General features: G+C 71.0%; 25 protein-coding genes and 1 other RNA gene. 18 read left to right on the top strand and 8 right to left on the bottom strand.

Annotation, left to right across the window (positions count from 1 at the left end; all coding sequences use genetic code 11):
• From EV684_RS06760 to EV684_RS06750, 3 genes are all read right to left on the bottom strand, one after another.
• Positions 1 to 423 (bottom strand): MbcA/ParS/Xre antitoxin family protein, encoded by a 423-nt coding sequence (locus tag EV684_RS06760; protein WP_132645692.1) that lies wholly within the window; start codon positions 421 to 423, stop codon positions 1 to 3.
• 69 nt (positions 424 to 492) lie between these two features.
• The gene (locus tag EV684_RS06755) at positions 493 to 942 is read right to left on the bottom strand and encodes a MerR family transcriptional regulator (protein WP_132645481.1); all 450 of its coding nucleotides are present in this window, start codon (positions 940 to 942) and stop codon (positions 493 to 495) included.
• Positions 943 to 951: 9 nt separating this feature from the next.
• Positions 952 to 1,248 (bottom strand): SCP2 sterol-binding domain-containing protein, encoded by a 297-nt coding sequence (locus tag EV684_RS06750; protein WP_132645479.1) that lies wholly within the window; start codon positions 1,246 to 1,248, stop codon positions 952 to 954.
• Between the two features lie 146 nt (positions 1,249 to 1,394).
• Between EV684_RS06750 and EV684_RS06745 the strand changes: the two genes are divergently transcribed.
• The 9 genes from EV684_RS06745 to EV684_RS06705 all read left to right on the top strand — a co-directional run bounded on the left by EV684_RS06745 (position 1,395) and on the right by EV684_RS06705 (position 11,555).
• Positions 1,395 to 2,264 (top strand): SDR family oxidoreductase, encoded by an 870-nt coding sequence (locus EV684_RS06745; RefSeq protein ID WP_132645477.1) that lies wholly within the window; start codon positions 1,395 to 1,397, stop codon positions 2,262 to 2,264.
• Positions 2,264 to 3,874 (top strand): acyl-CoA carboxylase subunit beta, encoded by a 1,611-nt coding sequence (locus EV684_RS06740; RefSeq protein ID WP_132645475.1) that lies wholly within the window; start codon positions 2,264 to 2,266, stop codon positions 3,872 to 3,874. The genes EV684_RS06745 and EV684_RS06740 overlap by 1 nt, the downstream gene beginning before the upstream one ends.
• Positions 3,875 to 3,900: 26 nt before the next feature.
• Positions 3,901 to 5,052, top strand: a complete 1,152-nt coding sequence (locus EV684_RS06735) for an acyl-CoA dehydrogenase family protein (RefSeq protein WP_132645473.1) — start codon at positions 3,901 to 3,903, stop codon at positions 5,050 to 5,052.
• Complete coding sequence (locus EV684_RS06730; RefSeq protein WP_132645471.1) at positions 5,049 to 5,843, top strand: enoyl-CoA hydratase/isomerase family protein; 795 nt, start codon at positions 5,049 to 5,051, stop codon at positions 5,841 to 5,843. The genes EV684_RS06735 and EV684_RS06730 overlap by 4 nt, the downstream gene beginning before the upstream one ends.
• Positions 5,840 to 7,741 carry an acetyl/propionyl/methylcrotonyl-CoA carboxylase subunit alpha gene (locus tag EV684_RS06725; protein WP_132645469.1) on the top strand — a complete coding sequence of 634 codons (1,902 nt, stop codon included), beginning with the start codon at positions 5,840 to 5,842 and terminating at the stop codon, positions 7,739 to 7,741. The genes EV684_RS06730 and EV684_RS06725 overlap by 4 nt, the downstream gene beginning before the upstream one ends.
• Positions 7,738 to 8,607: a BKACE family enzyme gene (locus EV684_RS06720; RefSeq protein ID WP_132645467.1), complete on the top strand. Its 870-nt coding sequence runs from the start codon at positions 7,738 to 7,740 to the stop codon at positions 8,605 to 8,607. The genes EV684_RS06725 and EV684_RS06720 overlap by 4 nt, the downstream gene beginning before the upstream one ends.
• Positions 8,604 to 9,092: a thioesterase family protein gene (locus tag EV684_RS06715; protein ID WP_132645465.1), complete on the top strand. Its 489-nt coding sequence runs from the start codon at positions 8,604 to 8,606 to the stop codon at positions 9,090 to 9,092. Before EV684_RS06720 ends, EV684_RS06715 begins: the two co-directional genes overlap by 4 nt.
• 73 nt (positions 9,093 to 9,165) lie before the next feature.
• Positions 9,166 to 10,242 carry a S1C family serine protease gene (locus EV684_RS06710; RefSeq protein ID WP_132645464.1) on the top strand — a complete coding sequence of 359 codons (1,077 nt, stop codon included), beginning with the start codon at positions 9,166 to 9,168 and terminating at the stop codon, positions 10,240 to 10,242.
• A gap of 131 nt (positions 10,243 to 10,373) precedes the next feature.
• Positions 10,374 to 11,555, top strand: a complete 1,182-nt coding sequence (locus EV684_RS06705; protein ID WP_165908409.1) for a CotH kinase family protein — start codon at positions 10,374 to 10,376, stop codon at positions 11,553 to 11,555.
• Between the two features lie 12 nt (positions 11,556 to 11,567).
• Here EV684_RS06705 and EV684_RS06700 read toward each other — a convergent pair whose 3' ends face one another.
• Positions 11,568 to 12,170 carry a hypothetical protein gene (locus EV684_RS06700; protein WP_242478368.1) on the bottom strand — a complete coding sequence of 201 codons (603 nt, stop codon included), beginning with the start codon at positions 12,168 to 12,170 and terminating at the stop codon, positions 11,568 to 11,570.
• 161 nt (positions 12,171 to 12,331) lie between these two features.
• On the opposite strand from EV684_RS06700, the gene thrH reads away from it, so the two are divergent.
• Both thrH and EV684_RS06690 read left to right on the top strand, forming a co-directional pair.
• Positions 12,332 to 12,946, top strand: a complete 615-nt coding sequence (gene thrH / locus EV684_RS06695) for a bifunctional phosphoserine phosphatase/homoserine phosphotransferase ThrH (protein ID WP_132645460.1) — start codon at positions 12,332 to 12,334, stop codon at positions 12,944 to 12,946.
• A 17-nt stretch (positions 12,947 to 12,963) separates the two neighbouring features.
• Positions 12,964 to 14,913: a peptidase U32 family protein gene (locus EV684_RS06690; protein WP_132645458.1), complete on the top strand. Its 1,950-nt coding sequence runs from the start codon at positions 12,964 to 12,966 to the stop codon at positions 14,911 to 14,913.
• 127 nt (positions 14,914 to 15,040) lie between these two features.
• On the opposite strand, the gene recR is transcribed toward EV684_RS06690, so the two are convergent.
• From recR to dnaX, 3 genes are all read right to left on the bottom strand, one after another.
• Positions 15,041 to 15,628, bottom strand: a complete 588-nt coding sequence (gene recR / locus EV684_RS06685; protein ID WP_132645456.1) for a recombination mediator RecR — start codon at positions 15,626 to 15,628, stop codon at positions 15,041 to 15,043.
• A gap of 10 nt (positions 15,629 to 15,638) precedes the next feature.
• Positions 15,639 to 15,965 carry a YbaB/EbfC family nucleoid-associated protein gene (locus tag EV684_RS06680; RefSeq protein ID WP_132645454.1) on the bottom strand — a complete coding sequence of 109 codons (327 nt, stop codon included), beginning with the start codon at positions 15,963 to 15,965 and terminating at the stop codon, positions 15,639 to 15,641.
• Between the two features lie 70 nt (positions 15,966 to 16,035).
• Entirely contained in the window at positions 16,036 to 18,024 is a 1,989-nt protein-coding gene (gene dnaX, locus EV684_RS06675) for a DNA polymerase III subunit gamma/tau (protein WP_132645452.1), read from the bottom strand.
• Positions 18,025 to 18,063: 39 nt separating this feature from the next.
• Here dnaX and EV684_RS06670 point away from each other — a divergent pair, with 39 nt between their 5' ends.
• From EV684_RS06670 to EV684_RS06645, 7 genes are all read left to right on the top strand, one after another.
• Positions 18,064 to 19,179 carry an AIR synthase-related protein gene (locus EV684_RS06670; protein WP_132645451.1) on the top strand — a complete coding sequence of 372 codons (1,116 nt, stop codon included), beginning with the start codon at positions 18,064 to 18,066 and terminating at the stop codon, positions 19,177 to 19,179.
• A 69-nt stretch (positions 19,180 to 19,248) separates the two neighbouring features.
• An RNA gene (gene ffs, locus EV684_RS06665) (signal recognition particle sRNA small type) lies at positions 19,249 to 19,346 on the top strand.
• 36 nt (positions 19,347 to 19,382) lie between these two features.
• Positions 19,383 to 19,550: a hypothetical protein gene (locus tag EV684_RS23950; RefSeq protein ID WP_165908408.1), complete on the top strand. Its 168-nt coding sequence runs from the start codon at positions 19,383 to 19,385 to the stop codon at positions 19,548 to 19,550.
• Positions 19,550 to 20,083 (top strand): porin family protein, encoded by a 534-nt coding sequence (locus tag EV684_RS06660; protein ID WP_132645449.1) that lies wholly within the window; start codon positions 19,550 to 19,552, stop codon positions 20,081 to 20,083. The genes EV684_RS23950 and EV684_RS06660 overlap by 1 nt, the downstream gene beginning before the upstream one ends.
• A gap of 151 nt (positions 20,084 to 20,234) precedes the next feature.
• On the top strand, positions 20,235 to 20,936 hold the full coding sequence (locus tag EV684_RS06655; RefSeq protein WP_242478369.1) for a LytR/AlgR family response regulator transcription factor: 702 nt from the start codon (positions 20,235 to 20,237) through the stop codon (positions 20,934 to 20,936).
• A 44-nt stretch (positions 20,937 to 20,980) separates the two neighbouring features.
• A complete protein-coding gene (locus tag EV684_RS06650) occupies positions 20,981 to 22,219 on the top strand; it encodes a GHKL domain-containing protein (RefSeq protein ID WP_207184289.1) in 1,239 nt (412 codons plus the stop codon).
• 265 nt (positions 22,220 to 22,484) lie between these two features.
• On the top strand, positions 22,485 to 23,807 hold the full coding sequence (locus tag EV684_RS06645) for a metallophosphoesterase (RefSeq protein ID WP_207184281.1): 1,323 nt from the start codon (positions 22,485 to 22,487) through the stop codon (positions 23,805 to 23,807).
• Positions 23,808 to 23,840: 33 nt separating this feature from the next.
• On the opposite strand, the gene EV684_RS06640 is transcribed toward EV684_RS06645, so the two are convergent.
• On the bottom strand, positions 23,841 to 26,210 hold the full coding sequence (locus EV684_RS06640) for a serine/threonine protein kinase (RefSeq protein WP_132645443.1): 2,370 nt from the start codon (positions 26,208 to 26,210) through the stop codon (positions 23,841 to 23,843).
• Positions 26,211 to 26,237 lie beyond the last annotated feature (27 nt).

Raw genomic sequence — 26,237 nt, 5'->3', positions numbered from 1 at the left:
TCAGGACCAGCCGCCGCCGCGCACGCCGTCGAGGTAGCGGCGCACGAAGTTCAGGTCGCCGACGTTGCCGGCCAGCATGCGCTCAAGCGCGCTGCGGCCGCCGAAGGCCTCGGCGCTGTTGGGCTGGCGCACCCAGGCGTCGGCGGCGGCCGGCTCGGGCAGCAGGATCTGCAGCGCCTTGTAGATGCCCAGCAGGTTGGACAGGCGCTCCAGCGTGTCGCGCGACAGCCGCGCCTTCTCGGGGTGCTGGCGCCAGGCGAAGAAGGTCGAGCGTGCCGGCTGGCCCAGCAGCACCAGCTGCTCGTCGACGCTCAAGCCCCAGGCCTCGGCGATGCGCCCGAAGGCGCGCAGGCCGGCCGCGGCCATGCGTTCGTCGCAGACGTCGGCAAAGGCGGGGATCGATTCGGTGGCGACGAGGCGCATGGCATCCAGCATCAGACTACAAAACCATCGTAGTCCAAAAACGGACGCCACGCCAGCGCGCGGCCGCGTTCAGCCGCCGTCGAGCTGGCGGCGCGCGGTCTCGTTGATCAGCCGCAGCTCGGCCAGCGTGGCGTCGAGGCCGGCTCGTTTGGCTTCCAGCTCGCGGATCGCCAGGTCGGTGCGTTCGACGACGTAGGCCAGCTGCTGCGTGCGGCCCTCGCCGTTGTCGCCGTAGAGGTCCAGGTAGTGCTTGATCTCGGCCAGCGAGGCGCCGATGGCCTTGCTGCGCAGGATCAGCGCCAGCCGCGCGCGGTCGCGCCGGGTGTAGACCCGCGCACCGTTGACACGCCGCGGCGCCAGCAGGCCCTTGTCCTCGTAGAAGCGGATCGTGCGCAGCGTGATGCCGAACTCGCGGCACAGCTCGGTGATGCCGAACAGCTCGCCGGTGTCGGTGTCGCGGTGCGACGCGACCACCGCCTGTGCGGCGGTGTCATCGGGTCGATCCGGGGTGTCGAGCATCGCGGGATGCTAGACGATGCGCTGGAGCTTCAGCGCCACGCTCATGTCGCCGCTGACCTTGATCTTGCCGGTCATGAACGCGGTCGCCGGCTGCAGCTCGCCCTTGATCATCGCGACCAGGTTGTCGTGCGTGATGCCGACGGTGCAGTCGGTCTCGCGGTCGACGTTGTCGACGGTGTTCGGCACGGCGCGCCCGTCGACGACGACGACGCCGTCGGCGCCGCAGTCGAACTTCAGCGTCGCGTTCAGGCCGCTGGACTCGCCGACCTTGCGGCGCAGTTCCTCAGTGCAGGCTTGAAGGTCCATCGGATCGGGGCTCCTGGGTGGGTGCGGCGCATCGTAGTCGTCGCGCATGCCCTTGAGATCATGGAAATCACCAACCCGTCACCCGGTTGACGTTAACGTTACCCACCGCGCCTAATGCCTGCGCATCACCACGACGGCGAGGCGAGATGAACGAGTCCGGCTACCGCAGCGTGTTCCGTCCCGGCCTGTTCGCCGGCCAGCTGCACTGGGTCACCGGCGGCGGCAGCGGCATCGGCCGCTGCGTCGCGCACGAGCTGGCGGCACTCGGCGCCACGGTCGTCGTCAGCGGCCGTCAGGCCGACAAGCTGGCGCGTGTGGCCGCCGAGATCGCCGAGGACGGCGGCCGCTGCGAGGCCGTGGTGCTCGACATCCGCGACGAAGACGCGGTGAAGGCCGCCGTCGCCCGCGTCGTCGCCGAACACGGCGCCATCGCCGGCCTCGTCAACAACGCCGGCGGCCAGTTCCCGGCGCCGCTGATGGCGATCTCGAAAAAAGGCTTCGACGCCGTCGTCGCCAACAACCTGAGCGGCGGCTTCTTGATGATGCGCGAGGTGTTCCTGCAGAGCATGCAGGGCGGTGGCGGCGCGATCGTCAACATGACCGCCGATTTCCGCAACGGCATGCCCGGCATGGGCCACAGCGGCGCGGCACGCGCCGGCATGGCCAATCTGACGATGACGGCGGCCTTCGAGTGGGCGCACGCCGGCGTGCGTGTCAACGCCGTCGCGCCGGGCTGGATCGCCTCCAGCGGCCTGGACCGCTACGGCCCGGAGATGAAACCCATCATCGCCTCGCTCGCCGGCCAGGTGCCGCTGCGCCGGCTGGGCGTCGAGGCGGAAGTGAGCGCGGCCATCGTCTTCCTGCTGTCGCCGGCGGCGGCCTTCGTCACCGGCGTCACGCTGCCGATCGACGGCGGCGCGCCGCTGGGCAATCAGAGCTTCCCGATGGGGCGCACGGCACGCTCGGCGCCCTTCGACGGTTTCCACCGGGCCACGACGCCCGAGGTGCTGCGCTGATGCCCGCGCTCGCCTCCCGGCTGGACCCGCGTTCGGCGGCCTTCGCCGCCAACGCGGCACGCATGCACGAACGCCTGGCCGAGGTGCGCGCACTCGAAGCCAAGGTCGTCGCCGAGTCGGCCAGCAAGGCGGAGAAGTTCGCCGCGCGTGGCCAGCTGCTGCCGCGCGAACGCGTCGCGCGCCTGCTCGACCGCGGCAGCGACTTCCTCGAGCTGTCGCCGCTGGCCGGCCTGGGCATGCACGACGACGATGGCCGCAAGAGCGTGCTCGGCGGCGGCGCCATCGTCGGCATCGGCACGGTCGCCGGGCGGCGCGTGATGGTCAGCGCCAGCGACAGCGCCGTGAAAGGCGGCACGGTCGCGCCGATGGGGCTGAAGAAGGCGCTGCGTGCGCAGGAGCTGGCGCGCGAGAACAAGCTGCCGCTGGTGGCGCTGGTCGAGTCCGGCGGCGCCAACCTGATGTACCAGGCGGAGATCTTCGTCGACGGCGGGCGCAGCTTCGCCAACCAGGCGCGGCTGTCGGCTGCCGGCATTCCGCAGATCGCCGTCGTGCACGGCTCGTCCACCGCTGGCGGCGCCTACCTGCCGGGGCTGTCGGACTACGTCGTGCTGGTGCGCGGGCGTTCCACCATCTACCTTGCCGGCCCGCCGCTGGTGAAGGCCGCGATCGGCGAGGACGCGACCGACGAAGAGCTGGGCGGCGCCGAACTGCACGCCCAGTTCACCGGCCTGGGCGAGTACCTGGCCGAGGACGACGCGCACGCGATCCAGATCACGCGCGAGCTGCTCGCCCGCCTGCCCTGGGACACGGTCGCCGCGCCGCCGCCCGCGCCCGAGCCGCTGTACCCGGCCGAGGAGCTGATGGGCATCGTGCCCGCCGACGAGCGCACGCCCTACGACGTGCGCGAGGTCGTCGCCCGTCTCGTCGACGGCTCGGAGTTCCTCGAGTTCAAGGCCGGCTACGCGCCCGACACCGTCTGCGGCCACGCGCGGCTGATGGGCCACGACGTCGGCCTCGTCGGCAACAACGGCCCGATCCAGCCCGCCGGCTCGACCAAGGCGGCGCAGTTCATGCAGCTGTGCGACCAGTCGGGCACGCCGCTCGTGTTCCTGCAGAACACCACCGGCTACATGGTCGGCCGCGAGGCCGAACGCGCCGGCGCGATCAAACACGGCAGCAAGATGATCCAGGCGGTGGCCAACGTGCGCGTGCCGAAGTTCACCGTCGTGCTCGGCGGCAGCTACGGCGCCGGCAACTACGGCATGTGCGGGCGCGGTTTCGACCCGCGTTTCATCTTCGCCTGGCCCAGCGCGCGCACCGCGGTGATGGGCGGCGCCCAGGCGGCGCAGGTGATGGATTTGCTGAACCGCCAGAAGCTGAAACGTTTGGGCCTGCCCGCCGACGAAACCGCGCTGGCGGCGATGAGCGACGCGCTGCGCCGGCGCCTGGACGCCGAGAGCACGGCGCTGTTCGGCACCGCGCGGCTGTGGGACGACGGCATCGTCGACCCGCGCGACACGCGCCGCGTGCTGGGCCTGTGCCTGTCGATTGCCGAAGAGGCCGGGTGCCGCCAGCTGCGCCCCAACAGCTACGGCGTCGCGCGCTTCTGACCCCGCGAACACCGAGGAGACACCGGATGCAGTTCACACCCGAACACCGCCAGATCGAGGACATCGTCACCCGCTTCGTCGACAAGGAGCTGAACCCGCACGTCGCCGCCTGGGAGGCGGCCGAGGAGTTCCCCAGCCACGAGGTCTTCAAGAAGCTCGGCGACCTGGGGCTGCTGGGCCTGAAGTACCCGACCGAATACGGCGGCGCCGGGCTGGACTTCAGCTACTCGATGGTGATGGCCGAGGCGCTGGGCGCCTGCCAATGCGGCGGCGTGCCGATGGCCATCGGCGTGCACACCGACATGGCGACGCCGGCGCTGGCGCGTTTCGGCAGCGAGGAGCTGAAGCGCGAATTCCTCGTGCCGACGATCGCCGGCGACTACGTCGCCTGCCTGGGCGTCAGCGAGCCCGGCGGCGGCAGCGACGTCGCCGCGGTGAAGACGACGGCGCGCACCGAAGGCGGCGACTACGTCATCAACGGCACGAAGATGTGGATCACCAACGGCCTGAAGGCCGACTGGTGCTGCCTGCTGGCCAACACCAGCGAGGGCCCGCCGCACCGCAACAAGAGCCTGATCGTCGTGCCGATGGACGCGCCGGGCATCACGCGGCAGAAGATCCGCAAGATCGGCATGCATTCGAGCGACACCGCGCAGCTGTTCTTCGACAACGTGCGTGTGCCGCGGCGTTACCTGATCGGCCAGGAAGGCATGGGCTTCACCTTCCAGATGCTGCAGTTCCAGGAGGAGCGGCTGTGGGGCGCGGCCTCGTCGCTGAAAAGCCTGGACCGGCTGATCGACCTGACGATCGACTACACCCGCCAGCGCCAGGCCTTCGGCAAGTCCATCCTCGACAACCAGGTCGTGCACTACCGCCTGGCCGAGCTGCGCACCGAGGTCGAGGCGCTGCGTGCGCTGACCTACCGCGCCGTCGAGCTCTACGTCGCCGGCCAGGACGTCACGCGGCTGGCGAGCATGGCCAAGCTCAAGTGCGGGCGGCTCTCGCGCGAGGTCACCGACAGCTGCCTGCAGTACTGGGGCGGCATGGGCTACACGCCGGAGAACCCGATCTCTCAGGCCTGGCGCGACTCGCGCCTGGTGTCGATCGGCGGCGGTGCCGACGAGGTGATGCTGGGCATCCTCTGCAAGCTCGAAGGCACCTTGCCGGGGCGTCGATGAACACCCCGGTCCTCGTCCACGAAGACGGGCGCGGCGTGCTGACGCTGACGCTCTCGCGCCCCGAGGTGCGCAACGCGATGTCGCTGGAGATGGTGCTGGCGCTGCGCAGCGCGCTCGCCGAGGCCGAAGCCGGCGGCCGCGTGCGCATCGTCGTGCTGCGTGGCGCCGGCGGCCACTTCTGCGCCGGAGCCGACCTCGCCGACATGGCCGCGGCGCGCCTGCGGCTGGCCGAGGACCCGAAGGCGATCGAGAAGGTGAGTGCCGCCTTCGGCGAACTCTGCGTCGCGTTCGCGCAGACGGGGCTGGCCACCGTCGCCCTGCTCGAAGGCAGCGTGATGGGCGGGGGTCTGGGGCTGGCCTGCGTCGCCGACGTCGCGGTCGCCGCGACCAGCGCGGTCTTCCGCCTGCCCGAAACCTCGCTCGGGCTGGTGCCGGCGCAGATCGCGCCCTTCCTCGTCGAACGCCTGGGGCCGTCGCAGGCGCGGCGGCTGGCGGTCTGCGGCGGCAAGCTCGACGCCCAGGCCGCACTGGCGCTCGGGCTGGTGCACGAGCTGCACGCCACCGGCGCGCTGGACCACGCGCTGGAGCGGGTGCTCGGCGACATCCTGCGCTGCGCACCCGGCGCCATCGCCGCGAGCAAGGCGCTGGTCGCGCAGGCGCGGCTGCAGCCGGCGGCCGGCATGGTGGCGCACGCGGCCGAGCTGTTCTCGCGTGCCGCGCTCGGGCCTGAAGGCGTCGAAGGCACGACGGCCTTCCTCGAACGCCGCGCCGCGGCCTGGGCACCCCGATGAGCCGGCCCTTCGAGACCGTGCTCGTCGCCAACCGCGGCGAGATCGCCTGCCGCGTGATGCGCAGCGCTCGGCGGCTGGGTTACCGCACGGTGGCGGTCTACAGCGACGCCGACGCGGCCGCGCCGCACGTGCGCCAGGCCGACGTCGCCGTGCGGCTGGGGCCGGGGCCGGCGTCGGAGTCCTATCTGAACGTCGCCGCGGTGCTGGACGCAGCGCGCCGCAGCGGCGCCGACGCCGTGCACCCCGGCTACGGTTTCCTGTCCGAACGCGCCGACTTCGCCGCCGCGGTCGAGGCCGCCGGTCTCGTCTTCATCGGCCCGCCGGCCGAAGCCATCCGCGCGATGGGCGACAAGGCCGGCGCCAAGCGCCGCATGCTCGCCGCCGGCGTGCCTTGCGCGCCGGGTTACCTGGGCGACGAGCAGGACGAGGCGCGGCTCGCGGCCGAGGCCGAAGCCCTGGGCCTGCCGCTGCTGGTGAAAGCCGTGGCCGGCGGCGGCGGGCGCGGCATGCGCCTGGTGCGCCGCGCCGACGAGCTGGCCGCGGCGCTGGCCGGCGCCCGGCGCGAAGCCGAGAGCGCTTTCGGCGACGGCCGGCTGATGCTGGAACGGCTGATCACCGGCGCGCGCCACGTCGAGGTCCAGGTCTTCGCCGACGCGCAGGGCCACGCCGTGCACCTCGGCGAGCGCGACTGCACGGCGCAGCGGCGGCGGCAGAAGGTCGTCGAAGAAGCGTCCTCGCCGATCGTCGGCCCCGAAATGCGCGCCGCGATGGGCCGCGACGCGGTGGCCGCGGCGCTGGCCGTCGGCTACCGCGGCGCCGGCACCGTCGAGTTCGTCGTCGACGCCGAGGGCCGGCACTTCTTCCTCGAGATGAACACCCGGCTGCAGGTCGAGCACCCTGTCACCGAGGCGATCACGGGGCTGGACCTGGTCGAATGGCAGCTGCGCATCGCCGCCGGCGAGCCGCTGCCGCTGACGCAGGACCAGATACGCTTCGACGGCCACGCGGTCGAAGCCCGGCTCTACGCCGAGGACCCGTATGCCGGCTGGACGCCGCAGACCGGGCGTGTGCTGCACTGGCGGCCCGAAGACGCCGGGCTGCGCGTCGACCACGGCCTGGCCGAAGGCGGCGAAGTGCCGCCGTATTACGACGCGATGGTCGCCAAGTTCGTCGCCCACGGCCGCGACCGCGCCGACGCCTTGCGCCGGCTGCGCCGCGCGCTGGCCGATGCGCCGCTGCTGGGCCTGCGCAGCAACGCCGGTTTCCTGCGCGCGCTGCTGGCACACCCGGACTTCGTCGCCGCGCGTTTGACGACGACACGCCTGGACGAATGGGCCGAACACGGCGAACCGCTGCTGCAGCGCCCTTGCCCGCCCGAGGCCGCGTGGTCGCTGGCCGCGGCGCTGATCGCCACCGGCACCGGCTGGCGGCCCGCCGGCCTGGCGGGCAGCGATCTGACGCTGGCCTGCGACGGCGAGCGCCGCACGCTGCGAGCGCCGCCGCCCGGCCTGCGCGTGCTCGCCTGGGCCGACGACGGCCGCGTGCGCTGGGAAGCCGACGGCCTGCAGCGCGACGCACTGGCACGCCGCGACGGCGCCACGCTGCACCTGGCGCTGGACGGGGAGGTCTTCGTCTTCAGCGAGCCCGCGGCCGGCGCACGCGAGGTGGCCGAAGACGCCTCGCGCGCCTGCGCGCCGATGGCCGGCGTCGTCGCCCAGGTGCTGGTGGTGCCGGGCGATCGTGTGCAAGCCGGCCAGCGCCTGGCCTGCGTCGAGGCGATGAAGATGGAGATGTGGCTCGAGGCCGGTGCCGCCGGCCGCGTGCGCGCGGTGCACGCCGCCGCCAAGGACCCGGTAGCCGCCGGGGCGCTGCTGGTCGAACTGGAGCTGGATGCATGAGCCTCGAACCCGCGATCCTGACCTGCGCGCTGACCGGCGTGCTGACCAACCCCGACCAGCACCCGGTGCCGGTGACGCCCGAGCAGATGGCACGCGAGGCGCGCGCCGCCTTCGACGCCGGCGCCAGCGTGATGCACGTGCACCTGCGCGACCAGGCGCCCGGCCGCGGTTTCATGCCGAGCTGGGACCCGGAGGTCGCCGCCGCCGTCTGCGACGCCATCCGCGCGGCCTGCCCCGGCGTCATCCTCAACCTGACGACCGGCGTGCTCGGCCCCGACATAGCAGGCCCGGCGGCCTGCATCCGCCGCGTGCGCCCCGAGATCGCGGCCTGCAACGCCGGCAGCCTGAATTACCTGAAGCTGCGCGAAGACGGCCGCTGGGCCTGGCCGCCGATGGTCTTCGACAACCCGGTCGACAAGATCGAACGCTTCATCGCCGTGATGCGCGAATGCGGCACGCACCCGGAGTTCGAGTGTTTCGACGTCGGCATCGTGCGCAGCGTCGGCCTGTTCGCCAAAGCCGGCCTGGTCGACGGCACGCCCGAGCTGAACTTCGTGATGGGCGTGGCCAGCGGCATGCCTTGCGACGCCGCGCTGCTGGCGCTGCTGCCGGGTTACGCGCCGCCGGGCGCCGTCTGGCAGGCGACGCTGATCGGCCGCGCCGAGATCTGGCCGGTGCACCAGCAGGCGGCCGATCTGGGCGGCATGCTGCGCACCGGGCTCGAGGACACCTTCTATCTGCCCGACGGCCGGCGCGCGCGCGGCAACGGTGAGCTGATCGAAGCCCTGGCCGACTGCGCACGCCGCGCCGGCCGCGCCATCGCGACCCCTGCCCAGGCGCGCGCGCGCCTGGGGCTGGCGCCGTGACGACGCCACCCGCGCCACGCCGCAGCGCCGCCGAGCAGCAGCGGCTGGAAGCGGCCTTCACCGAGATGTTCGAGCAGCAGATCGTCTTCAACCGCGTGCTGGGGCTGAAGGTCGAGTCGCTGGTGCCGGGCGACGTGCGGCTGTCGTTCGAGATGCGGCCCGAGCTGATCGGCCACTTCCTGCACCAGCGCCTGCACGGCGGCGCGATCTCGGCGACGCTGGACGCCACCGGCGCGCTGGCGCTGATGGTCGCGATCGCCGAACGCCACCCGGCCGACGACGCCCAGCAGGTGCTGCAGCGTTTTGCACGCATGGGCACGATCGACCTGCGCACCGACTTTCTGCGCCCCGGGCTGGCGCCACGCTACGTCGCCCACGCCGAGGTTACGCGGCTGGGCGGGCGTGTCGGCTCGACGCAGATGCGGCTGGTCGACGACGCCGGCCAGCTGGTCGCCACCGGCTCGGGCTCGTACATCGTGAGCTGAAGCACCCGCACCGGCTGCGAAAATCAGGCCTGGTCCGAGCCTCTGGCGGTGCCGCCGGCCCGCCCCGCAGACGATGAAACGACATCCGATCGCCCTCGCCCTGATCCTCGCCGGCCTGGCGCTGCCGCTGCAGGCGCGCACCGAAGCCGGGCCACGCGCCGTGACGCCGCGCGGCCCGCTGGCCGCCGAAGAGACGGCCAACATCGAACTCTTCCGCAAGGCCTCGCCCTCGGTCGTGCACATCACGACGCTGGCGGCGCGGCGCGACTTCTTCTCGCTGAACGTGCAGCAGGTGCCGGCCGGCACCGGCACCGGCTTCGTCTGGGACGAGGCCGGCCACATCGTCACCAATTTCCACGTCATCCAGGGCGGCAGCGGCGCCCAGGTGACGCTGGCCGACCAGACGAGCTTCGAGGCCGAACTCGTCGGCGCCTTCCCCGACCGCGACCTGGCGGTGCTGCGCATCAAGGCGCCGCGCGAGAAGCTGCCGCCGATCGCCCTCGGCACCAGCCGCGAGCTGCGCGTCGGCCAGCGGGTCTACGCCATCGGCAACCCCTTCGGGCTGGATCAGACGCTGACCACCGGCATCGTCAGCGCGCTCGGGCGCGAGATCGAGTCCTTCAACAGCCGCACGATCCGCGGCGTGATCCAGACCGACGCCGCGATCAACCCCGGCAACTCCGGCGGCCCGCTGCTCGACAGCGCCGGCCGGCTGATCGGCGTCAACACCCAGATCGCCAGCCCCAGCGGCGCCAGCGCCGGCATCGGCTTCGCGATCCCCGTCGACGAGGTCAACCGCATCGTGCCGCGGCTGATCCGCGACGGGCGTTTCCTGCGCCCGGCTCTCGGCGTGACCGCCGGCCCGGCCAACCTGACGCGGGCGCTGGGCCTGCCACGCGGCGTGCCGCTGGTGCAGGTTCAGCCGGGCAGCCCGGCGGCCAAGGCGGGCCTGAAACCCTTCCAGCGCGGGCGCGGCTCGCAGATCGTCGCCGGCGACGTCATCACCGCGGTGGCCGGCGAGGCGGTCGACAGCCTGGACGACATCCTGTCGCTGCTGGAGACGCGCCAGCCGGGCGAACGCGTGACGCTGACCGTCTGGCGTGCCGGCCAGTCGCGCAGCGTGACGGTGACGCTGGGCAGCGCCGAGTAGCGGGTACGCACCCTCGTCAGGGGGATGAGCCGGACGAGCCGGCGGCGACATTGCCTTAGCCTCGCCCGGTTACACCACGTCATGCCCCCGACATGTTCACCTTGCTTCGATCCGCTCTCTGCTGCACCGCCGTGGCGCTTCTGGCCGCCTGCGGCGGCGGTGGCGGCGACACCACCCCGCCGGACACCGGCACTCTGCCCGAAACCGCCTGCGGCGCCGCTCGCCCGCAGACGGTCTCCATCCGCACCGCAGGGGGCCGGGACATCCTGTCGACCGAGGACTACGTCGACGCCGAGGTCTGGATCGACGGCCGCAAGCTCGACACGCGCATCCGCGGCCGCGGCAACAGCACCTGGACGATGCCCAAGAAGCCGTACCGCCTGAAGCTCGACGAGTCGACCCCGCTGTACGGCATGCCCGCCGAGAAGGACTGGGCGCTGCTGGCCAACTACTCCGACAAGACGATGCTGCGCAACGAGGTGGCGTTCTGCGTCGCCAGGCTGCTGGAGATGGAGTACGTGCCGCGCTCGCGCTACGTCGAGCTCGAGCTCAACGGCGAGTACCAGGGGCTGTACCAGCTCACCGAGCACGTCGAGACCGGCGAGGACCGGGTCGACATCGGTGCGGAGGACGAGGCCAGCCCCGGTTTCCTGGTCGAGTGGGATACGCGCTACGCCAGCGAGGACCTCTGGTTCAAGACCACGCGGGGCAGTCCCTACGTCGTCAAGTCCGACGCCACCGGGCCGCAGACCGAGGCGATCCGCGACTTCATGAACGCCTTCGAGGACGCGCTGTACGCGCATTCGCCGGCGAGCTTCGAGCGCGCCGATGTCGCGTCGATGGCCAGCTTCTATCTGGTCAACGAACTGATGCGCAACACCGACGCGTTCAACAGCAGCACCTTCATGTACCGACGTGACGACGGGCCGCTGCGTTTCGGGCCTGTCTGGGACTTCGACATCGCCGCGGGCAACGTCGACTTCAACGACGACTGGAAGACCGAGGGCTTCTCGATGCGCCATCGCGTCTACATGAACCACGCCTTCCAGACCCCGGGTTTCGACACCGAGGTGCGGCGCCAGTGGAGCCGGCTGTATGCCCGGGCCGACGCACTGCAGTTCCATGTCGACGTGACGGTCAAGGCGCTGCAGGAGGCGCAGCAGCGCAACTTCCAGCGCTGGCCGCTGTTGGGCAGCTACGTCTGGCCCAACCACGTCGTCTACGACACCTACGACGAGGAAGTGCGCTACCTCAAGAACTGGCTGACCCGGCGCATGCGCTGGCTCGACAGCCAGTACGGCAGCACGCCCTGAACGGCGGACGCCTCAGGGCAGCACGATGGCGACGTCGTCGCCGTCTTCGCCCGGGGGCTTGCCATCGCCAGCCGGCGGCGGCGCGGTTTGCGGCAGCAGTGTCCGGGGCGCGGCGTCGCCAGCCGGCGCGGCCGCGGCCGCAGCCGCCCCGAGCACCGGCAGCACCGGCGGCGGCGAAGGCGGTGCAGACGGTGCAGGCGGGTGCGAGCGCGCCAGTGCCGCCGGCACGCTGCCGAAGGTGGGCTTGGGTTTCGCCGGCTTGGGCCGCGGCAGCGGCGGCAGCGGCAGGTCGCGCCAGCCATCCCAGCCGGGCGGCAGCACGCCAGGCGGCGGCGGGGAGATCTCCTCGAGCACGTTGCCGGCGCTGTCAGTCACGGTGACCTGCTGGGCGACCGAGTTGGCCGCCAGCGCGCGGCCGAAACGCCGCGCCACCGACAGGTCGCTGTGCCAGATCTGGGCGTGTTTGACGAGCCGCCCGTCGCTGTCGCGCCCGACCTCGACGACACGGTACAGCGGACCCTCGGCGCGCCCTTGCTGGCGCGAGAGTTCGCGGCGTACCTTGTCCAGCAGTTCGGCGCCGGCCGGCTCCTGGCCGTCGGCCTTGCCCTCGGCCATCACGTATCCATCGGTTGATCCAGCCGGAAAGCATAGCGGCGGCGCGCCGCGCCACGCGCATCCGACGTCCGCTGGGGGCTTGACGACCCTCCGGTCGTGGAGAAATCACGCTTGATGCGGCGGCGACGGCACGATGCAGCGCTGCGCTAGGATCGCGCCCCATGCAAGTCGTCTGCCTCGACCTCGAAGGGGTGCTGGTCCCCGAGATCTGGATCGCGTTCTCGCAACGCACCGGCATCGCCGCCTTCTCGCGCACGACACGCGACGAGCCCGACTACGACAAGCTGATGCGCTGGCGCCTGGCGATGCTGCGCGAGCACGGCCTGAAGCTGGCCGACATCCAGGAGGTCATCGCCGGCATGGCACCGCTGCCCGGCGCACGCGAGTTCCTCGACGATCTGCGCTCGCGCTACCAGGTGATCATCCTGTCGGACACCTTCTACGAGTTCGCCGACCCGCTGATGCGCCAGCTCGGCCGCCCGACGCTGTTCTGCCACCGGCTGGAGATCGACGCCGAAGGCTACGTCGCCGACTACAAACTGCGCCAGCCCGACCAGAAGCGCCACGCGGTCAACGCGCTGAAGTCGCTGAACTTCCAGGTCATCGCCGCCGGCGACTCGTACAACGACACCGGCATGCTCGGCGCCGCCGACGCCGGCTTCTTCATCCACCCGCCCGAGAGCATCGTTGCGCAGTTCCCGCAGTTCCCGGTGAACCGGAACTACGACGAGCTGAAGGCGTCGATCGACGGCGCTGCAGCGCGCCTGCGCGGCTGAACGGCCGCCGTCCCGCCGTGCGAGACACATTGGAACTGCTCGCGCCGGCGCGCGACGCCGACGTCGGCATCGAAGCCGTCAACCACGGCGCCGACGCCGTCTACATCGGCGGCCCGAGCTTCGGCGCGCGCGACAAGGCCGGCAACCCGCTGGCCGACATCGAACGCCTGGCGCGCCACGCGCACCGCTGGAACGCGCGTGTCTTCGTCACGCTGAACACCATCCTGCGCGACGACGAGCTCGAAGACGCGCGCCGCCTGGCCTGGGACGTCTGGCGCGCCGGCGCCGACGCGCTGATCGTCCAGGACATGGGCCTGCTGGAGCTGGACCTGCCGCCGATCCAGCTGCACGCCAGCACGCAGACCGACATCCGCACGCCGGAGAAGGCGCGTTTCCTTCAGGACGCTGGCTTCTCGCAGCTGGTGCTGGCGCGCGAGCTGACGCTGGCCGAGATCGAGGCCGTGGCCGCCGCCGCGCCCGGCGTCGTGCTGGAGTTCTTCGTGCACGGCGCGCTATGCGTGGCCTACAGCGGCCAGTGCTACATCAGCCACGCGCACACCGGGCGCAGCGCCAACCGCGGTTCGTGCTCGCAGGAGTGCCGGCTGCCGTACACGGTGACCGACGCCCAGGGCCGCATCGTCGCGCACGAGAAGCACGTGCTCTCGCTGAAGGACAACGACCAGGGCGCCAACCTGCCGGCGCTGGTGGCCGCCGGCGTGCGCAGCTTCAAGATCGAGGGCCGCTACAAGGACATGGGCACGGTGAAGAACGTCACCGCGCACTACCGCCAGCTGCTCGACCGCCTGCTCGACGAGCGCCCGGACCTGCGCGCCGCCTCCAGCGGCCGCTGCCGCTACAGCTTCACGCCCGACCCGGCGCGCAGCTTCAACCGCGGCGCGACCGACTACTTCGTCAACGGCCGCCAGAGCGACATCGGCGCCTTCGACACGCCCAAACACGCCGGCATCGAGATCGGCCACGTCACGCGGGTCGGCAAGGACCACTTCGACCTCACGCTCGCCGACGCCTCGGCGGCGCTGAACAACGGCGACGCGCTGACCTGGTGGGACCGCCAGGGCGAGCTGCAGGGCGTGCCGGTCAACGTCGCCACGTCGCTGGGCGGCCGCGCCTGGCGCGTGCAGCCCAACGCGCCTATCGAGACGCTGAAGGACCTGCGCCGCGACGCTGCGATCAGCCGCAACCGCGACATGGCCTGGGACCGGCTGCTGGAGAAGAAGTCGGCCGAGCGACTGATCGCGGTCGACCTGCGTTTCGAGGCCACCGGCGAAGGCTTCGCGCTGCAGCTCGTCGACGCCGACGGCCATTACGCGCATGCCGAGGTCGTGCACGCGCACCAGTTGCCGAAGGACGCGGCGCGCAACGAATCGACACTGCGCGAGAACCTGGCGCGCCTGGGCGGCACGATCTTCGAGGCGCGTGGCGTCGACATCGTGGCGCCGTGGTTCGTGCCGGCGTCGGTGGCCAACGCGCTGCGCCGCGACGCCGTCGCGGCCCTGGAAGCGGCGCGCGCCGCGGCCTTCGAGCCGCTGCCGCGCGCGACGCCCAAAGACCCGCCGGCGCCCTACCCCGAGGACACGCTGAGCTACCTGGCCAACGTGCACAACACGAAGGCCGCAGCCTTCTACGCCCGCCACGGCGTGAAGGTCGTCGAAGCCGCCTACGAGAGCCACGAGCGCGCCGACGAGGTCAGCCTGATGATCACGCGCCACTGCGTGCGCTGGTCGCTGTCGCTGTGCCCCAAGCAGGCCAAGGGCGTGATCGGCGTGCAGGGCACGGTGCGCGCCGAGCCGCTGACGCTGGTCTCCGGCGGCGAGCGCCTGACGCTGCGCTTCGACTGCAAGCCCTGCGAGATGCACGTCGTCGGCCGCATCAGGAAGAGCGTGCTGCGCGAGGCCAAGGCGCAACCGATGGCGTTCTACCGCACACGGCCGGCGTCGCGCGCCTGAGCTCTTCTCCCTCGCCCCCGCAAGGGGGAGAGGGCTGGGGTGAGGGGCCGCGCACGCCGCAGGCATTCACGCGGATCGCCGCCACCCTCACCCCAGCCCTCTCCCGCACGCGGGAGAGGGAGCCCGTTCAGCGCCGGTCGACCAGCGCGTGGGCGATCGTGCCCAGGTCGACGTATTCGATTTCGCTGCCCGCCGGCACGCCGCGCGCCAGGCGCGTGACCTTGAGGCCGCGTGCACGCAGTGCCTGCGCCAGCGCGTGCGCGGTGACCTCGCCTTCGGCGGTGAAGCTGGTGGCCAGGATGACCTCCTGCACCGTGCCGTCGCTGGCGCGCTCGATCAGCTCGGCGGCGCCGATGTCGCCGGCGCCGATGCCGTCCAGCGGCGACAGCCGGCCCATCAGCACGAAGTACAGGCCGCGGTAGCCGCCGCTGCGTTCCAGCGCGTGCTGGTCGGCCGGCGTCTCGACGACGCACAGCAGCCGGGCGTCGCGCTCGGGGTCGCGGCAGACGGGGCAGACCTCGTCTTCGGTGAAGGTGTGGCAGCGCGCGCAGTGGTGCACACGCTCGGCGGCGACGTCCAGCGCGTGCGCCAGGCGGCGCGCGCCGTCGCGGTCGTGCTGCAGCAGGTGGAAGGCCACCCGCTGCGCCGACTTCTGGCCGACGCCCGGCAGCCGCCGCAGCGCCTCGATCAGCGCATCGAGCGCGGTGTCGGCCATCGGCAAGGCGTCAGAACGGGAACTTCATGCCCGGCGGCATCGGCATGCCGGCGGTCAGCTTGCCCATCTTCTCGGCGCTGACCTCGTCGGCGCGGCGCACGGCGTCGTTGAAGGCCGCGGCCACCAGGTCTTCCAGCATGTCCTTGTCGTCGGCCAGCAGGCTGGGGTCGATGCTGAGGCGGCGCACGTCGTGTTTGCAGGTCATCACGACCTTCACCAGGCCGGCGCCGGACTGGCCCTCGACCTCCAGCTGCGCCAGCTCTTCCTGGGCGCGCTTCATGTTTTCCTGCATCGCCTGGGCCTGCTTCATCAGCCCGGCGAGTTGGCCCTTCATCATCGTCGTGTCCTTTCGTGGCGGCCTTCAGGGCCGCCGAAAACGCGGGATTATCGTCGTGCGGCGCTGGCGCTCAGATCGGCTTGATCGAGTTCGGCACCAGGCGTGCCGTGGGGAACTGACGCATCAGCTCCAGCACCACCGGATCGTGGCGGATCGTGTGCTCGGCCTCCTGCTGGCGGCGCGTGCGCTCCCAGGCATCGCGCCGGGCCGGCGTGTCCTCGGGCGAGCCGGGCTCGAGCACCAGCTCGACCGGCGCGCCGAGCTCGGCGGCCATCGCGGCCGCCAGCTTCTCGCGCAGCGCGTTGGTGCGCAGCGACTCGCGTTCGACCTGCAGCCGCCAGCGTGGCGGCGCGGCGGCCTCGTCGACCTCGACCAGCCCGCCCTGCCAGGCCAGTTCACGCAGCAGCGCCGAAACCGCGCCGCGTTCGGCCATCGTCTGGCACAGCGCATACCAGCGGTCGCCCAGCGGGGTGCGCGGCGGCGGTGCCGGCGGCTCGTCGCGGCGCACGGGGCGCGGGCGGCGCTCGACGGGCTGCGGCTCGTCGGGCACGGCGTCGACGGGAGCGGGCTCGAAGCGCTCGGGCTCCGGCACTTCGGCTGGCCTGCGCGACGGCGCCGCAACGGCGTGTCGGAACTCGCCTTCGAGCGGTGGCTCGTCGTCAGGATCCCAGGGGGGCCCGTCGTCATCGTGCGAAGCCGCGCGCTTGGTGGCGCGTTCAGGGGCGGCTTGCGGCACCGGCGCGGGCACGGGCGCTTCCGGTCGGCGTTCAACGACAGGCGCCGCGGTAGGTCGCGATGCGGGCGCGGCGGTCGGCGGCGCAGCCACCGGCGCGGCCGGCGCCGGCTGAGGTGCCGCGACCGGCGCAGCGGCCTTGGCCACCGGCATCGTCATCGCCGGCGGCGACGGCGCGCGCAGCGGCGCCGAACGCGGCGCTTCGCGCGGCGGCAGCGGCGCGGCACCGGCCGGCGGGAAGGCCAGCAGGCGCAGCAGCACCATCGTCAGCGCGCCGTATTCGTCGCTCATCAGCGCCAGCTCGGCGCGGCCGTGCAGCGCGATGCTGTAGAGCAGCTGCGTCTCGTCGGGCGCCAGCACGCCGGCGAGCGCCCGCGCGTCTTCGGTGTCCGGATCCTGCACGTCGAGCGCGCCGGGCACGGCCTGCTCGACCGCCATCTGCTGCAGCAGCGAGGCCAGTTCCTCCAGCGTCGCCGCGGCCGACAGGCCCATCGCACGCAGCGCGTCGACGGTGGCCAGCACCGCGGCGCCGTCGCGGGCGGCCAGCGCCTCGACCAGCCGGCGCGCATGGCCGCGGTCGACGCTGCCGAGCATGCCGCGCACGACGGCCTCGTCGACCCTCCCGCCGCCGTAGGCGATGGCCTGGTCGGTGAGCGACAGCGCGTCGCGCATCGAACCGCGCGCGGCGCGCGACAGCAGGCGCAGCGAGGCCTCGTCGTGCGGCACGTGCTCGGCGGCCAGCACCTTCTGCAGGTGATCGTGCACGGTCTGCGGCGCCATCGGCCGCAGGTTGAACTGCAGGCAGCGCGACAGCACCGTCGGCAGCATCTTCTCCGGGTCGGTCGTCGCGAGCACGAACTTCAGGTACTCGGGCGGCTCCTCCAGCGTCTTCAGCAGCGCGTTGAAGGCGTCCTTGGTGAGCTGGTGCGCCTCGTCGATCATGAAGACCTTGAAGCGCCCGATGCCGGGCTTGTAGGCCGCGCGCTCGATCAGGTCGCGGATCTCGTCGATGCTGCGGTTGCTGGCCGCGTCGAGCTCGATGTAGTCGATGTAGCGGTCGGCGTCGATCTCGGTGCAGGCGCTGCAGACGCCGCAGGGGTGCGCGGTGATGCCGCCGGTGCCGTCGGGCCCGGTGCAGTTCAGGCTCTTGGCCAGGATGCGCGAGACGGTGGTCTTGCCGATGCCGCGCGTGCCGGTGAAGAGGTAGGCGTGGTGCAGCCGCTGCTGCTCCAGCGCGTTGCTCAGCGCACGGACGACGTGCTCCTGACCGACCATCTGGTCGAAGCTGCGGGGACGATATTTGCGCGCGAGGACGACGTAGCTCACGCGGGGCATTCTACGGGCGGGGGGCGATAATCCCGGCCCATGCAAGCACCCGCCAACACTCCGCTGAGCTACGAGCAGTCCGGCGTCGTCTACGACCTGATCGACCCGCTCAAAGTGGCCGCGCAACGCGCCGCCGCCGCCACCGCCCCGCACCTCGCGGGCCACGGCTTCACCGAGGTGAAGGCCTCGCGCGGCGAATCCGCCTACGTCGTCGACGTCGGTCCGTTCTACCTCGCCAGCATCGTCGAATGCCTGGGCAGCAAGGCCCTGGTCGCCGACGAGATGCAAAAGCTCACCGGCCGCAGCTATTACGCCGGCATCGCCCAGGACACGATCGCGATGGCGGTCAACGACCTGATCACCGTCGGCGCCACACCGCTGGTCGTGCAGGCCTACTGGGCCGCCGGCGGCAGCGACTGGTTCGGCGACGCCGAGCGTGCACAGGCCCTGGTGGCCGGCTGGAAAGCCGCCTGCGACACCTGCCGCGTCGCCTGGGGCGGCGGCGAGACGCCGGCGCTGGCGGGCATCGTCGAGAGCGGCCGCATCGACCTGGCCGCCTCGTGCACCGGTATCGTCAACCCGAAGCAGCGCCTGTCGCTGGGCGACGATCTGGCCGCCGGCGACGCGATCGTGCTGCTGGCCTCCAGCGGCATCCACGCCAACGGCCTGAGCCTGGCGCGCAAGCTCGTCGAGCGCCTGCCCGAGGGTTACCTCACCGAGGTCGAGCCGGGCCTGACGTACGGCGACGCGCTGCTGGCGCCGACGACGCTGTATTCGCCGGTCACCGAAGCCCTGGCTGCGGCCGGCGTGCGCGTGCACTACGCCGCCAACGTCACCGGCCACGGCTGGCGCAAGCTGCTGCGCCACCCGGGCAGCTTCACCTACCGCATCAGCGCGGTGCCGAAGGTGCCGCCGGTGCTGGCCTTCATCCAGCGCCACGCCGGCCAGGACGACGCCGAGGCCTACGGCACGCTGAACATGGGCGCGGGCTTCGCGCTCTACGTCGCCGCCGCGGACGCCGAGCGCACCGTCGAGATCGCCCGTGCCCAGGGCATCGAGGCCCTCGTCGCCGGCCGCGTCGAGGCCGGTCCCAAGCGCCTCGTCGTCGAGCCGCTGGGCATCGAGTGGGGCGACGACGCGCTGCAGCTGCGCTGAGAGCCCATGGCCCGCGGTGCCACCCCGGCACCGGCGGGCCCGCCGCGCACTGCGGCTAGAATGCGCCCTGACGGGCCTCCCCGCATGGAAGCGCGCCCAACCGGGTCAGGTGGGGAACCAAGCAGCCCTAAGCGTTGCAACCAGTGCCGGGGGTAAGGCTCGTCACCCTCCCTTGCCAGTGCCAGCCCACGAACCTGCGGGCGATGGCACCCGAGTTCGGCCCGACGAACTCCTCCTCTGATCCGGCGCAAACCGCCAACAGCCGCATGTCGCCATCAGGCGACGCGGCGTTGACGCAGCCTGAACGCGCCGGTAATTTCTTCACCCTGCATGGCATTCGGCCATGCAGTGAAGAAACGACAGGGAAATAATGAAGAAGATCGCAATGATTGCCGCCGCCGTTCTGGCCTGCGGCGCTGCCCAAGCGCAAACGGTTGCCTCGCCGATTTACGGCGAGATCGGCTATTCGCTGCTGAACGCCGACGTCGTCGGCACCGACTTCGACCTCGGCGCCGTGCGCGGCATCCTGGGTTACGAGGTGCACCCGAACGTCGCGCTCGAAGCCATGTTCGCTCTCGGAACGAGCGACGACTCGGTGCGCGCCGGCAGCGACACCGTCAAGCTGAAGCTCGAGCACAGCTACGGCTTCTACGTCAAGCCGAAGGTGGACGTCAGCGAAGGCCTCGAACTCTTCGCCCGCGTCGGCTTCGCCGAAAGCAAGCTGAAGGCGACCCTGGTCGGAGAGTTCAGCAACTCCGACAGCGACAACGACGTTTCGTTCGGCGTGGGCATGAAGTACGCGTTCTCGAAGAACATGTACGGCGTTGTCGATTACATGCGTTATTACAACAAGGACGACGTCAAGGTCGACGGCTTCACCTTCGGCCTGGGCTACAAGTTCTAATCGGGGAGTCACTCCTCCCGATCTCGAAAGGCCCGCTTCGGCGGGCCTTTCCACGCCTGTCAACCAGGAAAGGCAGCTCCGCAACGCAATCCAGCATAATCCCGCCAGCCCCCCCGACGGACCGATGATTCGTATTGCCATCTGCGACGACTTGCCTGAAGAAGTCGCACGCCTGACGGCGCTGACTCAGCACTACGCGGCCTGCCAGGACCTGAACGCGGAGGTCACCGGCTTCACCGACCCGGATGCGCTGCTGGCCGCCATCGAGACGCGCAACTACCACCTGTACCTGCTGGACATCGTCATGCCGATGATCAGCGGGCTGGAACTCGCCCAGGAGATCCGCCGCGTCGACCGCGAGGCGCAGATCGTCTACACGACGACCGAACCGCAGTTCGCGCTGCGCGCCTATGCCGTCCAGCCGCTGGCCTATCTCGTCAAGCCGATCGCCGAAACGCAGTTCTTCGACACCCTGGCGCTGGCCGTCGCCAGGGCCGACGTCGGCGACGAGCGGACCTTCGCGGTCAAGACCGCCGACGGCCTGCGCGTGATCCGGCTGGCCGACATCGCCTGCTGCGAGTACCACCACCACACCGCCGTCTTCGCCCTGAAGAGCGGCGAGAAACTGGCCAGCCGCAGCTTCCGCGAGAGTTTCGCCGAGTACTGCGCTCCGGCCCTCGGCGACCCACGCTTCGTGCAGTGCCACGCCGCCTTCGTCGTCAACATGCGGCACGTCGAGCGCTTCTCCAAGGACAGCTTCACGCTGCGCGGCGGCAAGCTCGTGCCGATCGCCGAGAAGCGCTACGCGACGGTGCGCGACGCCTACATGGACTACCTGGCAAGCCGGCCGTGAGCGCCCATCTCCCCGATCTGCTGCGCGCACTGGTCACCGACCTGATGCTGATGCTGCTGCTCTGGACGATGGCCATGCCGAAGTATCGCGACCCGCGGATCTATATCGCGGCAACGGCCCTGATCCTCTTCGCCAATCTCGGCGCGAATTACTATTTCTATCTCGCCGGGGACTACACCGCGGTTTTCTACGTCGACCTCGCGATGCTGCTCGTGATCGGCATCGCGCTGAAACCTCTGTTCATCGACAGCATCATGCAGTGGTGTTTCAGCTACATCACGATGATCAACATATATGCCGCCGTCGTCTTCCTCAGCTATTACTTCCGGGAGGCATTTCCCGATCCGGCATACGGCAACACGTTTCTCCGCCTGATCTTCTTCGCGGCGGCCATCCTGGCATTCCGCCGCTGGGTGTCGCCGCTGTACCGGCAGGTGCTGGACTACTGGCACATCTACATCCTGCCGGCGTCGGCGCTGCTGCTGTGTTTCCTCGGCCACTTTCTCGGCGGCGACATCCGGCAGATGCTGACGGACCGCGACTCGCCGCTGCTCTTTCTCAGCCTGCTCGGCCTGTCGGTCTACATCGCGATCGTGCACTCGCTGAAGACGATCACCGGGCAGTACCACCTGCGCGAGCAGAAACTCGCCGTCGAGGCCGAGCGTGAATTCCTGCAGCTGGCGACGACCGGCATGGCGGCGCGGCTGCAGCTGATGGAAGCGGCTTCGCTGCAGAACAGCCGTGCCGCCCACGACCGCCGGCACCTCAACCGCATCCTGTCCGGGCTGCTGGAGCGCGGGCAGACCGCCGAGGCGGCGGCCCTGCTGCAGCGCGACGACCGCGCCGGCCCCGGACTCGCCCCGGCCTACTGTGAGAACGCCGCGGTGAATGCCGCGGTCGGGCACTACGCCGGCCTCGCCGAACAGGCCGGCATCCGCACGCGGATCGAACTGGACATCCCGGCCGAGCTGAAGGTGGACGCGCTGGAGCTCGCGATGGTGGTGGCCAACCTGCTGGAGAACGCGCTTCACGCCTGCAAACGCCTGCCCGCGGGACGCCCGCCCGTCATCCGCTTCATCTGCCGCCACGCCGGGCGGCTGCTGCTCGAGATCGAGAACAGCTGCGGCAGCGACGCGGCGCTGGATGCGGCCGGCCAGCCGCTGGCACGGGACGCGGGCCACGGCATCGGCAGCAAGAGCGTCGCGGCCTTCGCCAAGAAGCACGACGCGGAACTGCTGTACCGGATCGAGAACGGCCTCTTCCGGGTGCGCCTGCTGGTCTAGCGGACGGCGCCGCGATTTGTCCCAGGGCAAATCACGAACACCTCGCGCGAGCGTTTTCCGGTGGCCCGCGAAATATTCCCGAAACGGCGCGCAGTGGCTCTCGCGGGCCATCGTAGAAACGTCGCGTGATATTCACCGAGACAGCGCCCCGACGTTTTCGAGCGCAAAAACCAGCCGATTGAGTGCAACGCAAAAATCGGTGACACCGGGAGATAGGATTCAGCGCAGAACTTTACAAGACAGCATCCGCTTGTCGGAGCTCAAAATGACTTTCTCGCGCAGAAACTTCATCAAGACGCTGGGCGCCGGTGCCGGCACGTGTTTTGCGGCATTGAACCTCTCAGGCTGCGGGGACGACGGCTCGGACCCGGCGCCCGACGCCGCGCCGCTGTGGGCCGCCAACGGCAACCGCAACAAGATCGTCGTCATCAGCGACCTGCACCTGGGCATCGACGACCGGTATACCGAGACGCTGGCCAACCGGCCGCTGCTGGTCAAGTTCCTGCAATGCCTGCGCAACACCGGCGACGTGCGCGAACTGGTCATCGCCGGCGACTTCCTCGACGAGTGGTTCCTGCCGGTCCACTACCCCGTCTACACCGACCAGGCCCAGTTCTACCGGAGCGTCATCGCGAACAACCTGGAGGTCTTCCAGGAACTCAACCGCGTCGTCTCGCGTGGCATCAAGCTGGTCTACGTCCCGGGCAACCACGATCTGACGCTGGAAGCCGAGGTGCTGCAGGCGGCCATTCCGGGCCTGGTTCAGGTGCGCGACGTCCGCGGGCTGGGCGCCTACTACACCGGCGACCGCAACGAGATCGTCATCGAGCACGGCCACCGCTACGACCTGTTCTCGGCGCCGGACACGCTGACCAATGCCGAGCTCTGCGGCAACGACGACACCTTCCTGCCCGCCGGCTATTTCTATGCACGTTACGCCGCAACCTGGGTGCTGGAAGGCAAGCCGAGCGTGCCGAAGAACCTGCCGACGGTGACGGACATTCCCGACGCGTCGAACGTGGACCAGTACGGGGCCTACCTCTATCACTCGGTCCTGAAGAAGATCTCCACGCGCATGACGCCCTACGAGGGCCTCGAGGACAAGATCTTCGACATGCACATCTGCGGCTTCAACGACAGCTACAGCTACCTGGATTTCTATCCGGCGCAGCAGGCCGACGGCACGATCAGCGCGCCGGTGCTGTTCCGCAACATCCAGCGCACCTGGGCCGATCGCCAGGCGCTCAACCGGGTCAAGGTGCCCAGCAGCTTCATCACGGCGGTGACGGGCGCCGTCGACTACGAGTCCTTCTACACCCAGGCGCGGGCGCAGTATCTCGAGAACCCGGACGAGAACGTCGACGTCGTCGTCTTCGGCCACACCCACGTGCCCTCGTACCGGAGCCTGGGCAACGGCAAGCGCTACCTCAACTCGGGCACCTGGATCGACGACAACGTCGACTACGAGGACGCGCCCCGGACCTTTGCCGTGCTCAGCACCGGCACCGGCACGACGGGCGCGGTCTACACCTTCATCGGCGAAGGCATGGCCAACGACATCACCCACAAGGTCAGCCAGGGCGCCTAGCCGACGACGGCGCCGCCCGCAGCGGCGGCGCGCTCAGCTGCGCTGGCGGAAGGCCATCACCGCCTGGTTGCGCAGCGTGCGCAGCAGCGACAGCTCCTTCTCGCCCAGCCCCGGCGTGCCGGACTGGGCCTTGTCGGCGTAGATCAGTGCGAAGGTGGCGCTCTTGAGCGTCATCGGCAGCAGCAGGAACGACGGCGCAGCCACCTGCTCGCGGTACCAGGCCGGCAGCCGGGCGGCGATGTTGGACGCGGTCGCGTCGGCGATCAGCGTGTCCATGCCCTTCAGGCAGACGGCGGAGAACAGGTCCGGCGTTCCGGTGGGCCGCAACGGCACGCGGAACACGCGGCTCACCGCCTCGACACCGTCGCCCAGGCCGAAGCGGCCGGTCAGCGTCTCGGTCTTGGGGTCGCGCAGGCAGAAGACGACGCGGCGGAACTCCAGCGCGCGGTACATCGTCTCCAGCACCATGCGCAGCACCTCGTTGAGGCGGAAGTCGTCGGCCACCATCGTGTTCGTGATGTCCTGGATGCCGGCGGCCAGCACGTCGGCCATGGCCGGCGGCGGCGGCGCGATGCGCCCGTTGGTGTCCTGGGCGATGGCGACCGTCTGGTTGTCCAGCTGCAGCGCGGTCAGCGTATCGACTTCGGCGGCCGGCGCCTGCGCGTGCAGCAGACGGCGCACGCGCGCGCCGCGAGCGGTCTGCACGCCCATCGCCGGCGCCAGCTCGGCCAGGCGCAGCCGCGCGGCGTCGGCGGCCTTGGCGATCTCGCGCGGCGCGACACCCAGCGTCGGCGCATAGCGCGCGCCCAGCTCGGCCAGGCGCTCGGGCAGCGCCTCGGGCTCGAGGAACAGCATCGCGTCGGCCATCTCGTTGCCCAGCCGGCCGACCCAGCGCTGGCGCTCGACGCCGCGCTCGACGGCACGCCCGGGCGCGTCGCCGGTGGGCGAGCGCATCGTGCGCAGCAGCGTCTCGGGCAGGCCCCAGGAGCGCGCGATGCCGATGCCCAGCTCCTCGAAACCGATGCCCAGCACCCGCGCGGCGGCGGCTTCGTGCGCCGCGGCCGGCGCGTCGGGGCCGTCGAGCAGGCCGCGGATCTGCTCGGCCTCCTCGGGGAAGTAGTACTCGGTCAGCAGGCGGCCGAGGTTCTGGAACATCGACCCGAGGAAGGTCTCCTCGCCCTCGCGCGAGCCCGAACTCAGCTCGTCGGCCAGCGTGCCGGCCATCAGGGCGCGCAGGAACTCCTCCTTCAGCTGGTTGGCGTGCGCCTTGTCGCGCATGTGCTCCAGGAGCACCAGCGACATCGCCAGGTCACGCACGGTAGCGAAACCGACCAGCGCGACCGCCCGCGACACCGTGTTGACACTGCCGCCGGCAGCGCTGAAGTGCGCGGTGTTGACCACACGCAGCAGCTTGTTCGTCAGCGCGACGTCCTTCAGGATCTCCGAGGACAGGCGGTTCAGGCTCTCGGTTTCCGAGGTGGCCACACGCTGGATGCGCACCACCGACTCCGACAGCGCCGGGAAGTCGCCCTTGTGGCGCATGCGGCGCAGCAGGAAGTCCAGCGTGCCGTGGCCGGCGGGCGACGAAGGCTCGGCCTCGACGTCCGGGTCCAGCCAGCGCGTCAGCGCGGCATGAAGCTCCTGCACCGAGCGCCAGCGCAGGGTGGCGTCGCGTTCGAGCGCGCGGCGCACGACGGCGCGCAGCGTCTCCTCGACAGCCGCCTCGGCCGGGATCGCCAGGTCTTCGCGCTGCACGCGTTCGAGCGCACGGCGCACGTCGCGTTCGGGCAGCAGCCGCGTGCCGCCCAGCATCTCGCCGAGCACGATGCCGGCGGAGAAGACGTCCAGCGCCGGCGTCGGCGCCTCGCCGCGCGCGGCCTCGGGCGAGAGGTAACCCGGCGTGCCGACGATGACGCCGCGGTGGGCGCTGCCGGCGTCGACGCGCGTGGCGATGCCGAAGTCCATCACGCGCGGCCGGCCGTCCTCGCCGAGCAGCACGTTGGACGGTTTCAGGTCGCGGTGCACGATGCCCTGGGCGTGCGCGGCCGCCAGCGCGTCCAGGATGCCCAGCATCAGGGTCACCGCCTCGCGCGCCGGCAAGGCGCCGCGCTCGCGCAGCGTCTCGGCTAGCGTGCGCCCGGGCACGAACTCGAAGACGAAGTACGGCTGGCTGCCGTGGCGGTCGGCCTCGAAGACCGGGACGATGTTCGGGTGCGTCAGCCGGCTGACGCTGCGCGCCTCGTGCAGCCAGGCATCGACGTCAGAGCTGCCGACGCTGTCGTTGAGCAGCTTGAGCGCGACGTCGCGGTCCAGCCGCGGGTCGTGCGCCAGCCAGACACTGGCCTGGGCGCCGCGACCGAGTTCGCGCCGCAGCTCGAAGCGGCCGACGGCACCGGCGCTCACTGGAGCACCCTTCGGCCTTCGGCCGGT

Source organism: Rubrivivax gelatinosus (assembly GCF_004340905.1).
GTDB lineage: Bacteria > Pseudomonadota > Gammaproteobacteria > Burkholderiales > Burkholderiaceae_C > Rubrivivax > Rubrivivax gelatinosus.
Note: the sequence above shows the minus strand (reverse complement) of the source record. Positions and strands in the feature narration are given on the sequence as shown.

Excerpts from the sequence above, each read along its gene's own strand:
- EV684_RS06750 (WP_132645479.1), bottom strand. The coding sequence starts at position 1,248 with ATGGACCTTCAAGCCTGCACTGAGGAACTGCGCCGCAAGGTCGGCGAG.
- EV684_RS06700 (WP_242478368.1), bottom strand. The coding sequence starts at position 12,170 with ATGGCCGAGGGCAAGGCCGACGGCCAGGAGCCGGCCGGCGCCGAACTG.
- EV684_RS06650 (WP_207184289.1), top strand. The coding sequence starts at position 20,981 with ATGCTGATGCTGCTGCTCTGGACGATGGCCATGCCGAAGTATCGCGAC.
- EV684_RS06680 (WP_132645454.1), bottom strand. The coding sequence starts at position 15,965 with ATGATGAAGGGCCAACTCGCCGGGCTGATGAAGCAGGCCCAGGCGATG.
- EV684_RS06725 (WP_132645469.1), top strand. The coding sequence starts at position 5,840 with ATGAGCCGGCCCTTCGAGACCGTGCTCGTCGCCAACCGCGGCGAGATC.
- EV684_RS06660 (WP_132645449.1), top strand. The coding sequence starts at position 19,550 with ATGAAGAAGATCGCAATGATTGCCGCCGCCGTTCTGGCCTGCGGCGCT.
- EV684_RS06670 (WP_132645451.1), top strand. The coding sequence starts at position 18,064 with ATGCAAGCACCCGCCAACACTCCGCTGAGCTACGAGCAGTCCGGCGTC.
- EV684_RS06720 (WP_132645467.1), top strand. The coding sequence starts at position 7,738 with ATGAGCCTCGAACCCGCGATCCTGACCTGCGCGCTGACCGGCGTGCTG.
- recR (WP_132645456.1), bottom strand. The coding sequence starts at position 15,628 with ATGGCCGACACCGCGCTCGATGCGCTGATCGAGGCGCTGCGGCGGCTG.
- EV684_RS06710 (WP_132645464.1), top strand. The coding sequence starts at position 9,166 with ATGAAACGACATCCGATCGCCCTCGCCCTGATCCTCGCCGGCCTGGCG.
- EV684_RS06760 (WP_132645692.1), bottom strand. The coding sequence starts at position 423 with ATGCGCCTCGTCGCCACCGAATCGATCCCCGCCTTTGCCGACGTCTGC.
- EV684_RS23950 (WP_165908408.1), top strand. The coding sequence starts at position 19,383 with ATGGCACCCGAGTTCGGCCCGACGAACTCCTCCTCTGATCCGGCGCAA.
- EV684_RS06735 (WP_132645473.1), top strand. The coding sequence starts at position 3,901 with ATGCAGTTCACACCCGAACACCGCCAGATCGAGGACATCGTCACCCGC.
- EV684_RS06740 (WP_132645475.1), top strand. The coding sequence starts at position 2,264 with ATGCCCGCGCTCGCCTCCCGGCTGGACCCGCGTTCGGCGGCCTTCGCC.
- thrH (WP_132645460.1), top strand. The coding sequence starts at position 12,332 with ATGCAAGTCGTCTGCCTCGACCTCGAAGGGGTGCTGGTCCCCGAGATC.
- EV684_RS06730 (WP_132645471.1), top strand. The coding sequence starts at position 5,049 with ATGAACACCCCGGTCCTCGTCCACGAAGACGGGCGCGGCGTGCTGACG.
- EV684_RS06755 (WP_132645481.1), bottom strand. The coding sequence starts at position 942 with ATGCTCGACACCCCGGATCGACCCGATGACACCGCCGCACAGGCGGTG.
- EV684_RS06645 (WP_207184281.1), top strand. The coding sequence starts at position 22,485 with ATGACTTTCTCGCGCAGAAACTTCATCAAGACGCTGGGCGCCGGTGCC.
- EV684_RS06745 (WP_132645477.1), top strand. The coding sequence starts at position 1,395 with ATGAACGAGTCCGGCTACCGCAGCGTGTTCCGTCCCGGCCTGTTCGCC.